Consider the following 10,295-nt stretch of genomic DNA (forward strand, 5'->3'; position numbering starts at 1 on the left):
CCGCGCCGGTCACGTTCGCCTCGCCTCCGCCGGCGATGGCCCAGGCTGAGGCGCCCCGGGCGGCCCCGGCCACCTTCGCGGGCCCGCCGCCCGGAGTACAGTTCGATGGACGGATGGGCGTTCAGGCCCTCCGCATGCCTTCCGAGGCCGAGCCCATGACGACGTACGCTGCCGTCCAGGCCTCCACCGTCACCACCACCGAGACGGTGGCCCGACAGGAAGCCGCGCCCGCCCCCGTCGAGGTGCAGACGCCCGCGCCTCCCCGCGAGGAGCTGGACTCCGACTCCCGCCGCGAGCGCCTCAAGGCCCGCCTCAAGGCCGTGCGCGAGAACCCGCGCCCGGAGCCGCTGCCCGCCACCGTCGCCGAAGCCGGCCAGCGCGCCGTGGAGCGCATCACCCACCTCCAGGCGGAGCTCACCAAGGTCAAGGCGCTCAACCTCACGCTCACCCAGGACCTCGAGGTCGCCCGCCGTCAGGCGGAGAAGGCCACCGAGGAGGCCCGCCTGCGCATGGACGAGGCCCGCCGCCTGTCCGCGGAGATGGAGGGCCGCGTGAAGCTGCTCGCCGACCTGGAGCGTGAGCTGGCCGCCCTGGAAGGCGAGCGCGACGAAGCGCTCCTGTCCCTCCAGGAGTCCCGCCAGGCCCTCCAGGCCGCCGCGAAGGAGCACGACGCGCTGGAGCAGGTCGTCACCAAGGGCAAGCTGGCCCTCGCCGACAGCCTCGCGGAGGAGGAGCGCCTCGCCGTGGAGCTGGAGGGCGCCAAGGACGAGTCCGCCTCCCTGCGCCGCGCCGTGGAGACGCTCCAGGGCGAACGCGACGTGCTGGCCCAGCAGGTCGCGTCCCTCACCGCCGAGCGCGCCGAGCTGCTGGAGGCGCGCAAGGCCCTGGAGTCCGTGCACCGCGCCTTGAGCCAGGCCACGGTGCGCTGAAGCCGCGTCTACTTCGCGTCCTTCGCCACGCCCGTGGGCTTCTTCCCGGGCCCCACGATGGCGAAGGCCGCGGGCAGGGCAGGGCGCTGGAGCGACGCCACGTCCAGCCGCGCGAGCGGATCCGTCGCCTCCTGCCGCGCCCGGACGAGCTTGGAGATCTGCTCCTGGCGGTCCTCCTTGCTCGGGTGGTTCTCCATGAGCCCGCCGCCGCCGGACGTCTGGCCCAGCAGCCGCGAGTACTCCCCCGGGTCGTAGCCCGCGGACAGCAGCAGCTCCACCGCGAGCGCGTCCGCCGCCAGCTCCTCGTCCTTGCGGTTGCCCTTGCCGAAGGCCTCCACGGTCCCTTCGACCATCTTCCCCATCAGCTCCGTGTCCGAGTCCAGGTCCAGGCGGCCGTCCAGCCGGCTCGCGCCCACCACCTTCGAGGCGACCGTCGACACCACGGCGCCCGCCACCGCGGCGCCCTTGCAGGTGCTCACCTTCACGGAGACGTACTGGTTCAGCGCGTGCTTGAGCACGACGTGGGCAATCTCATGCGCCAGCACGCCCGCGAGCTGCGCCTCGTTCTCCACGCCCTGGAGCAGCCCGCGCGTGACGAACACGTAGCCGGCGGGCGCGGACAGGGCGTTGAAGTGCCGCGCGTCCTTGAGCACGCCGAACGTCCAGCGCAGCTCCGGCCGGGGGGACTGCATCGCCAGGTTGCGGCCCACCGTGTTGACGTAGGTGTTCAGCCCCTGCTCCGCGGTGCCCGTCAGCATCAGCCCGCCGCCCTGCTGCGCCCAGTGGATGGCCAGCGCGCTGCCCAGCGCGTACTCCTCCTGGATGGCGGGCTCCACCTTCAGCTTGTCGCAGGACTGCACCTTCTCCGTCGCGGCCACCACCCGGTCCACGTCGCCGCCCAGGTTCGCGGCCTTCAGGGTCTTCGTCATCTGGGCACAGGACGTGAGGCACAACCCCAGGCCCGCCGCCGCCAGGACTCCCATGCGCGAGCGCATCACTTGCCCCCCTTCTTCGCCTGGGGGCCCAGCTTCGTGTTGGGCGCCACCACCGGGAACAGCCCGGCCTGCTTCACGTGCTTGTCGATCTCCACGGGCGTGACCTTGAGGGCCAGGCCCTCCAGCGTCTTGAGTTGAGCCACCGCGGCCTTGTAGTCGCCGCCCTTCTCGTTGCCGTACTTCTCCGCGCCCGGGCTCAGCGCCTTCACCGCCGCGCCGCTGGACACGAAGGTCGCCGGGTCGATGGAGCGCGTCTGGCCGTCCTTGGCCACCAGCTCCATGTTGGGCGGCTTCGTGGACAGGTTCGTCTGGAACACGTAGCCGGGCTTGCCGCCGGGCTCCGTCACCTGGTGCCACTGCGCGTTCTTCGGATCCGCGCCCTTCCACGTCACCTGCTGCCCGGGCTGGAGCACCGCCACCACGTCCGCCGTGGGCACCGCGCTCTTGAGGACGCGCGTGTTGCGCGCCTTCACGTAGAGCTTCTCGTCCTTCTTCACCGCCCACGCGGCCGTCACCGGCACGCCCAACGCCAGCAGCAGGATGCCCCAGGTCCATCGTTTCATCGTCATGCTCCCCACCCTGATACGCCGTCACTTCTCCAGATTCGCGACGCCATCGAAATTCTCCGGGGGTGACTCCAGGTACTCGCGGCAGCGCTCCAGCAGCTTCCCCGTGGGCCCGTCCTCCGGCGACCGCGCGGCCTCCGCCTCCAGCACCGCCGCGGCCTCCGCGAAGCGCGCCTCGCGGTACAGCCCCAGGGCCTCGTGGTAGCGCGCCACCGTGTGCCGGGTGGACGCGTCCAATTGCCCCTTGAGCGCCAGCAGCTCGTACACCGTGACGGCCTCCGTCTTGCCCGCCACCCGCACCCGGTCCAGCTCGCGCACCTCGATGTGCTCGCGCGCCAGCTCATACGTGCGCGGGCCAATCATGATGACCGACCCGTAGGCCTTGTTCGCGCCCTCCAGGCGCGCGGCCAGGTTCATGCCGTCGCCAATGGCCGTGTAGCTGAAGAGCTGGTCGCTGCCGAAGTTGCCCACGAAGTTCACCGCGCTGTTCACGCCGATGCGCGTGTACACGTCCGGGAAGCCCTTCTGGCGGAAGTCCACGCGCAGCGCCTCCACCGCGGCCTTCGCCGCCAGCGCCCCCCGGCACGCGCGCACGGCGTGGTCCTCCTGGGCCATGGGCGCGCCGAAGAGGCACACCACCGCGTCGCCAATGTACTTGTCCAGGCACCCGCCTTCACGCAGCAGCGCCCCGCTCACCGCCGTGAGGTACGTGTTGAGGATGCGCACCAACTGGCGCGGGTCCTCCTTGAAGCGCTCGCTGAAGGTGGAGAAGCCGCGGATGTCGCTGAAGAACGCGGTGATCTCCTTGTTCTCCCCATCCAGGCGCGGCAGCTGCCGCGAGCGGATCATCTGCTCCACCAGCTTCGGCTCCATGAAGCGGTGGAACGCCTGCCGGATGAACTGCGTCTCGCGGTTGGCCACCAGGTGGTTGAACGCCAGCGCCGCCACGCTCGCGCCCACGCCCGCCAGCGCCGGCATCGCCATCCGCACGTGCGTATGCGACGTCTTGAGCAGCAGGCCCGTGAGCACGAACAGCCCCGCCACCAGCGCCACCGGCCAGGCCACCTCCAGCGGCGTCCAGCGCGCCGTCATCAGCAGCACCGCGGACACCAGCGCCACCAGGAACGTCAGGCCCAGGTCCACGCCCGCCGGTGCGTCGGTGATGAACGCGCCCGACAGCAGCGTGTCCACCACCGTGGCCTGCTTCACCAGTCCCGGCTGCGTGGAGGAGAAGGGCGTGGCCTTGATGTCGTTGACGCCCACCGCCGTGCCGCCGATGACGACGACCTTCCCCCGGAACAGGGCCGGGTCCAGGCCCGGCGACTTGCCGTGGCCGCGGCGGATCCAGTCGTCCAGCACGGCGATGAGGGGCACCTGTTGGAAGCGCGTCTCCAGCGGACCGCCGTAGTCCAGGGCCGCGCTGCCATCCGCGTCGACGTGCCAACTGCGCTCGCCCATGCGCAGGGTGCGGCCGGAGAGCGTGACCTCCTTCGCGCCCAGCAGGTCCGCCATCATGCGCACCGGCAGCGTCACGTAGGTGTTGGTCCCGTCCGTGAACGCGAAGTGCGTGCGGCGCATGGAGCCGTCCCCGTCCGCCTCCGTGTCCACCAGCCCGAACCCGCTCACCGCGCCCACCAGCGCGGGCGTGGGAGGCACGGGATAGCGGGGAACCCGGGACGTCCCCTGGAGGCTCCGCAGCGGCGTCCCATCCGTCCGGCTCGCGGGAAAGGCCAGCGCCCGAGCCAGGGCTCCCGCCTCCAGCACGGGGGTGGCCAGCGGCACGGGGGACTGGAAGTCCGCGCGGGCCAGGGGCTTCGCGGAGCCGCTGCTCACCATGCCCACGTAGAAGGGCAGCCCCGTCTCACGCAGCACCTGCGCGAAGCCCAGGTCGGCGGACTCGTCGGACGCCCGCTCGTCCATCACCGCGTCGAACAGCACGGCCCTGGCCCCCGCGGCCTTCAGCTCCTGCGCGACGCGCGCCCACAGCGTGCGCGTGTACGGCCAGTTGCCGAAGTTGACCTGGAGCTGCGCGTCCTGGCTGATGGCGTCGATGGACTGCTGGTCGATGGCCACCACGACCACCTGCCCGGACGCCTTCCTGTCGCCGGTGTACCGGATCAGCGCCTCGTCGTAGGCGATGTGCTCCGTGCCTTCGAGGCGGCCGCTGTAGTGGGCCGCCCCCGCGATGAGCGTGGCCACCAGCGCGACGCCCAGCATCGGGAGCCGGTGATGGCGCCAGCGCTCCTGGATGATCTTCCACGTCTCACCCGCCACGGCCCCTCCCCACGAGGTCCACGACGGGAAACGCTACTCCGGGAAACGGCCCCTCGGCACGCGCCTGCCGCGACGGAATTGGACCTTCATCCAGGAGGAACGGGAGAGGCCCGCGAAGCAGGGGACCTGGCGAGCCGTCGCAGCCCCTGGCGGCCCACGGCCGACGCCTGCACGTCTGTTGCCGTTGGCGGAGGGCCCCCAACCTTGAAGCGCAGGGGACCCGAGCTGGTGACGCCCACCGCCCGCGCTTCAACGTCCTGTCCCTGCCCAGAAGGAGTCACCCCGTGGCCTTGGACCTCTTCAAAGAAAAAGGCACTCCCGTCGAGCGCCAGTCCTTTACGTGGAAGGACCTGGTGCGGCGGCCCTACAGCAAGCTGGACGACGACGCGTTCACCCGGACCCGCGTCATCCTGATGAACGGCATTGAAGCGGACGCGCTGCGCATGAAGCACATCTTCGCGCGCCGCAGCCTGGAGCTGCGCCCGCACCTGGCGCTGGTGCGCCGCGCGGAGCACCACCAGCAGACGCTGGTCAACTGGCTCACCCCGCCGGACCAGAAGGCCATCGAGACGACCCTGGGCTTCGAGCAGCTCGCCATCGAGGTGACGGCCAGCGTGGCCATCCACGAGCCGGACCCCTATCTGGCGCAGACGTACCGGTTCGGGATGCTGGAGGACTTCGACCACCTGTACCGCTACTCCGCGCTCTACGACCGGCTGGAGGGGCAGGACCCCAACAACATCACCCAGTCCTATACGGACATCATCCCGGGCCGCCCCACGGTCGTGGAGCACCGCCATCCGCTGGATGACCTGCGCCGCCCGTACGACGCGAAGACGGCGGCCCCGCTGTCCAAGCTGCACGCGCTGACCATCACCGCGGCCGAGTTCCAGACGCACGACTACTACATGACCGTGGGCCCCACGTTCACGGACCCCGTCGCGCGGCAGCTCTACGCGGAGATCGCCTCCATCGAGGAGCAGCACGTCACCCAGTACGGTTCGCTCATCGACCCCGACGAGTCCATGCTGGAGCAGTGGATGCTCCACGAGGCCATGGAGGTCTACAACTACTCCTCGTGCCTCGCGTACGAGTCGAACCCGCGCATCAAGGAGGTGTGGCAGCGGTTCGTGGACTACGAGCTGGGACACCTGCACTACGTGATGGAGCTGTTCAAGAACCTGGAGCGCCGCGACCCCGCGGAGGTGCTGCCCCGCGAGCTGCCGGAGCCCATCGCGTTCAAGGAGCACCGTGAGTTCGTGCGCAAGGTCCTCTCGCAGGAGGTGGACATGCGCTCCGACGGCACCGAGTACGTGGACAAGTCCCAGCTGCCGCCGGACCACCGCTCGCTCGTGTACCAGGCGCAGCTGAACTCGGAAGGGTCGCCCTCGGAGACGGCGGCGGCCGGTTACCAATGGAGGCCCGGCACGGAGCTCGCCGCGAAGGCGGAGCGCATGGGCTCGGTGCTGGAGGGGAGGAGGCTGCAATGAGCAAGGACACCATCGCCGACGTGGGCGCCAACCGCACCGGCATCAAGGCATCACCCGTGGACAGCAAGGACATCATCGCGGAGGCGCGGCGCGCGAAGCCCAGCAGCCAGGGGGATGCGCGGGCCATCGCGGACGTGCGCAAGCAGTACGCCCGCGAAGCCGCGGACGGCCTGGGCAGCGTGCCGCCGCCCGCGAGCCTCAAGGGCATGGCCAAGACGGCCATGGACATGCTCAAGGGCGGCAAGCCCACGGTGTTCATCGACAAGCTGGGGGAGCGGCTCGCCTTCGAGCGCTCCGGCGTCCGGCTCTACGAGGGCGCGCTTTCCAAGCTGGACGTCTTCGGCAGCTGGGAGGGAGGGCCCTCGCGGGAGCTGCTCACGAAGATCATGGACGACGAGCTGGGCCACTTCGCCCTGCTGGTGGAGGCGATGGAGAAGCTGGGCGCGGACCCCACGGCGATGACGCCGTCCGCGGACCTCACCTCGGTCATCTCCATGGGCGTGCCGGCGGCCATCTCCGACGCGCGCACCAACCTGCGCCAGTGCATGGAGGCGCTGCTGGTGGCGGAGCTCACGGACAACGCGAGCTGGGAGCTGCTCATCGACCTGGCGCGCGGCCTGGGCCATGACTCGCTGGCGGACCGCTTCCAGCTGGCGCTGGACGCGGAGGCCGAGCACCTGGCCCTGGTGAAGGGCTGGCTCGCGGCGGGCGTGTCCACGGAGGCCCGCGCCCCCATGGACTCCGCGTCCCTCCCCACGCAGCCCTGAGGACGGCCGGGCAGGCAGGCGGACATGGCGAGCCGTTGTGCGAGGACACAGCTTGTGGCTTCGCACAACGGCTTCATCACGTCTGGAGGAACGACATGCAGCTCAGCGAGCTGGGAGGCTCCGAGGGCCTGGAACACAACGCCACGCTCAACCGCGAGTCGATGGTGGCGCTGGGCGCCTTCGGTGCCCTGACCGCGGGCGCGGTCTTCCTTGGCGCGCGCAGCACCCGCGAGGCCATCCAGCAGGGCTGGTACCAGCGCCTGAAGAAGCCGCCCTTCCAGCCGCCCCGCCAGGTCTTCGCGCCGGTGTGGACGGCGCTCTACGGCCTCATCGCCGTCTCCGGCTGGCGCATCTGGGGCTCACCGGCGGGGGCGCGGCGCTCGCGCGCGCTGGGCCTGTGGTTCGTGCAGCTGGGGCTCAACGCCGCGTGGTCGCACCTGTTCTTCCGCAAGCGCCAGCTGAAGGCCGCGGCGGTGGAGAACTGGGCGCTGCTGGGCAGCATCGCGGCCTATACCGCCGCCGCCAGCCGCGTGGACCGCAAGGCCCCGTGGCTGATGGCGCCCTACCTGGGCTGGGTGTCCTTCGCCAACGTGCTGTCGACGGACATCGCCCGGCGCAACTCCTGAGCGCATCGCCCGGCGATGACTGACGCCGGGGGCTCCTCCTCGCGCGCTAGTTGCGCAGGCGCGAGGGGCGGGCCGCGTTGAAGGCCAGCACGGCGGCGAAGTAGCGCGCCTGGTTCTCCGAGGTGCAGCGCACCTCCTGGACACGCCCACCCACCTTCACCCGGACAATCCAGCCGTCATTGTCGCGGCTGACAGGGGACTCGCTCGTCATCGTCATGTTCTCCATGGGTGTCTCTCCCTCGCGTGCACCCGCCTGGAGCAGGGGGCGTGCCAGGGCTGGGAATCGTGGGATTCCAGCCCTTTGCATGAGGCGTCCGGCGGGGGCGGAGAGGCGGGGCTGAAGTTCTTTCAGCGCTCGCGCACCCGGGGCTTCAGTGGAGGTGGCGATCCGGCCAGGCGAGCGGGAGGGCGGGCTGCGCGGCGGAGAGTGTCGGCAGCGCGACGTAGAAGGTGGACCCCCGGCCCGCTTCACTCTCCACCCAGATGCGGCCGCCGTGGCGCTCCACGATGTCGCGGCTGATGTAGAGGCCCAGGCCCAGCCCGCCGTAGGAGCGGGTGGAGGCGTTGCGCGCGCGGAAGTAGCGGTCGAAGAGCTGCTGCTGCTGGTCCTCCGGGATGCCGATGCCCGGGTCCGTCACGGACAGCACCGCGACGTCCTCGCTCAGCGACAGCCGCACGCGGATGGTGCCGCCGTCCGGGCTGTACTTGAGCGCGTTCTCCAGCAGGTTGGAGACCACCTGCTCCAGCCGGTACGCGTCGCCCTGGACGGAGATGGGCTCCGGGGGCGTCTCGAACTCGAAGGCGTGGTTGCCCTTCTGTCCCTCCATGCTGGCGAGCGTGTGCTCCACGAGCAGGTCGAAGCGGGTGGCCTCCGGGTGCAGGGCCAGCCGGCCGGCCTCGATGCGCGAGGCGTCCAGCAGGTCGTTGATGAGGCCGGTGAGGCGCGTGAGTTGGTGGCGCGCGTGGCGCAGCACGCTGGGGTCCAGGTGCTCGCCGCGCTCCAGGCGGCGCTCCAGCGTGGCCAGGCGCAGGCTGAGGGGCGTGAGCGGCGTCTTCAGCTCGTGTGAGGCGATGGAGAGGAAGTCGTCGCGCACGCGGATGGCCTCCTGGGCCTCGCGGTACAGGTGCGCGCGCTCCTGCTCCGCGCGCTTGCGCCCGGTGATGTCCTCCAGGAGGACGCCCACGCCCAGCACGCGGCCATCCGGCGTGCGCACCGGGTAGTAGTTTCCCAGCAAGTAGCGCCGGGGGCCGGGGATGCGCAGGTCCTCGTCGGAGGTGGCCTCCTTGTCCACCATGGGCTCACCGGTGCGCAGCACCTGCCGGGGCCCCTGCTCGGCGAGGGCGCCCGGCTCCCCGAGCAGCTCCGGCAGCGTGTGGCCCGTGTGGGCCTCCGCCGGGATGCCGTTGATGCGCGCGAGCGTCTCGTTGACGCGCACGTAGCGCAGGTTCGCGTCCAGGAAGCCGATGCCCACGGGCGCGCCGCGGAAGAGCAGGTCCAGCTGGGCCAGGTTCTCCTCGCGCTCGGCCTCCACGCGGCGGCGGTCGGTGATGTCCTCCACGATGCCGACGCCGCCCTCCACGGTGCCGTCCTCGGTGTAGCAGGGAGCGAAGCGCACGCGCACGGGCGTCACCTTGGCGGTGGTGAGCGCGCGGTAGTCGCCTTCGTAGTCACAGTTGTGGCCGGCCAGTGACTCGCGCACGCAGGCGATGATGCGCTCGTCGCTCAGCGTGAAGAGGTTCAGGCCCACCAGGTTGCGCTTCGACGTGCCGATGATGTGCGCGAAGCGGTCGTTGCACGCGGTGACGATGGGGGCGCGGTCGAAGTGGAAGATGCCCAGGGGGGCGTTCTCCACGACCAGCCGGTAGAGCCGGTCCACCGTCTCCTCGTGGTGCGCGGTCAGGGCGGGGGTGCCGGGGACGTGCTCCACCGGCTCCTCCAGCGCGTCGATGACCTCGTGCAGCCGGCGCATCGTGAGGACGATGCGCTCCTGCGAGTCCAGGCCGGTGGCGCCCACCGTCAGCTCCACCTGCAGCTCCACCCCGTCGCGCCGCCGGGCGAAGACGCGCGTGGGCCGCCCCCCCAGCACCTTCCGGCGTGACAGCAGGTAGCGCGGCAGGGAGAGGCCGTGGAAGCGGTGCAGGCGGGGCGGGAAGAGGTCGGTGACGGGCCTGCCCAAGAGCTGCTCCCGGTCCCAGCCCAGCAGCCGCTCCGCCGCCGCGTTGACGTGCAGGATGCGCTCGTCGGCGTCGCACGCGACGAAGGGGTCCACCGCGGCGTCCAAGATGGCTTCCAGCTCCCGTGCGGCTCCTCCGGCCATGCCTCGCTCCTGGTTGGGGCCCGGCGCCCGTGCGTCGCGTGAGGCCGGCCCTGGCCGGGATGCGGGGGCTCCCCCGGCGTTGGCGGGCGCGCGTCTTGGCGCCCGTGCGCGTTCCCTTTGACTACAGGTACACACTGCCAGCCGGAACGGCGCGTCGAAGCCGGAAAACCAGACGCTGTCAGCCCCCCTGGAGGATGAACGGGCGGGCGGGTCGAGCAGGGGCATGCGTGAGCCCCGGCCCGCCGCCCGCTTGCTCGCTGTGTCGCCGCGGGGGAGCGCCTGTGCCGGCACCCGGGGCTGCTCCGCGCCGGAGGCTTCGGGGCCTGGACG

9 protein-coding genes are annotated in these 10,295 nt (G+C 71.2%); 4 read left to right on the plus strand and 5 right to left on the minus strand.

All coding sequences use genetic code 11. The annotated features are described in order from the left end of the window. The coding region (locus ACLEQD_RS28410; RefSeq protein WP_410388241.1) for an extensin-like protein at positions 1-929 on the plus strand (929 nt) is incomplete at its 5' end. Positions 930-937: 8 nt separating this feature from the next. Here the strand turns inward: ACLEQD_RS28410 and ACLEQD_RS28415 are convergent. Genes ACLEQD_RS28415 through ACLEQD_RS28425 form a run of 3 tightly spaced genes read right to left on the minus strand, consistent with a single transcriptional unit; the run spans position 938 to position 4,764 of the window. Then, a complete protein-coding gene (locus ACLEQD_RS28415) occupies positions 938-1,924 on the minus strand; it encodes a M48 family metalloprotease (RefSeq protein WP_410388244.1) in 987 nt (328 codons plus the stop codon). Then, positions 1,924-2,493 carry an SH3 domain-containing protein gene (locus ACLEQD_RS28420; protein ID WP_410388246.1) on the minus strand — a complete coding sequence of 190 codons (570 nt, stop codon included), beginning with the start codon at positions 2,491-2,493 and terminating at the stop codon, positions 1,924-1,926. Before ACLEQD_RS28420 ends, ACLEQD_RS28415 begins: the two co-directional genes overlap by 1 nt. 21 nt (positions 2,494-2,514) lie before the next feature. After that, positions 2,515-4,764 (minus strand): CHASE2 domain-containing protein, encoded by a 2,250-nt coding sequence (locus ACLEQD_RS28425; RefSeq protein WP_410388248.1) that lies wholly within the window; start codon positions 4,762-4,764, stop codon positions 2,515-2,517. Positions 4,765-5,048: 284 nt separating this feature from the next. On the opposite strand from ACLEQD_RS28425, the gene ACLEQD_RS28430 reads away from it, so the two are divergent. From ACLEQD_RS28430 to ACLEQD_RS28440, 3 genes are all read left to right on the plus strand, one after another. Then, entirely contained in the window at positions 5,049-6,254 is a 1,206-nt protein-coding gene (locus ACLEQD_RS28430) for a hypothetical protein (RefSeq protein WP_410388250.1), read from the plus strand. Next, the gene (locus ACLEQD_RS28435; RefSeq protein WP_410388252.1) at positions 6,251-7,021 is read left to right on the plus strand and encodes a ferritin-like domain-containing protein; all 771 of its coding nucleotides are present in this window, start codon (positions 6,251-6,253) and stop codon (positions 7,019-7,021) included. The genes ACLEQD_RS28430 and ACLEQD_RS28435 overlap by 4 nt, the downstream gene beginning before the upstream one ends. A gap of 95 nt (positions 7,022-7,116) precedes the next feature. Then, positions 7,117-7,647 (plus strand): TspO/MBR family protein, encoded by a 531-nt coding sequence (locus ACLEQD_RS28440; RefSeq protein ID WP_410388253.1) that lies wholly within the window; start codon positions 7,117-7,119, stop codon positions 7,645-7,647. A gap of 46 nt (positions 7,648-7,693) precedes the next feature. Here the strand turns inward: ACLEQD_RS28440 and ACLEQD_RS28445 are convergent, their stop codons facing one another. Then, positions 7,694-7,873: a hypothetical protein gene (locus tag ACLEQD_RS28445; RefSeq protein ID WP_410388255.1), complete on the minus strand. Its 180-nt coding sequence runs from the start codon at positions 7,871-7,873 to the stop codon at positions 7,694-7,696. 145 nt (positions 7,874-8,018) lie between these two features. Then, entirely contained in the window at positions 8,019-9,965 is a 1,947-nt protein-coding gene (locus ACLEQD_RS28450) for a PAS domain S-box protein (RefSeq protein ID WP_410388257.1), read from the minus strand. Positions 9,966-10,295 lie beyond the last annotated feature (330 nt).

Origin of the sequence: Corallococcus sp. 4LFB, assembly GCF_046520365.1 — a bacterium.
Taxonomy (GTDB): Bacteria; Myxococcota; Myxococcia; order Myxococcales; family Myxococcaceae; genus Corallococcus; species Corallococcus caeni.

Bases quoted from the DNA above. Each gene is read 5' to 3' on its own strand.
- ACLEQD_RS28440 (WP_410388253.1), top strand. From the start codon at position 7,117: ATGCAGCTCAGCGAGCTGGGAGGCTCCGAGGGCCTGGAACACAACGCC.
- ACLEQD_RS28420 (WP_410388246.1), bottom strand. From the start codon at position 2,493: ATGACGATGAAACGATGGACCTGGGGCATCCTGCTGCTGGCGTTGGGC.
- ACLEQD_RS28435 (WP_410388252.1), top strand. From the start codon at position 6,251: ATGAGCAAGGACACCATCGCCGACGTGGGCGCCAACCGCACCGGCATC.
- ACLEQD_RS28450 (WP_410388257.1), bottom strand. From the start codon at position 9,965: ATGGCCGGAGGAGCCGCACGGGAGCTGGAAGCCATCTTGGACGCCGCG.
- ACLEQD_RS28415 (WP_410388244.1), bottom strand. From the start codon at position 1,924: ATGCGCTCGCGCATGGGAGTCCTGGCGGCGGCGGGCCTGGGGTTGTGC.
- ACLEQD_RS28445 (WP_410388255.1), bottom strand. From the start codon at position 7,873: ATGGAGAACATGACGATGACGAGCGAGTCCCCTGTCAGCCGCGACAAT.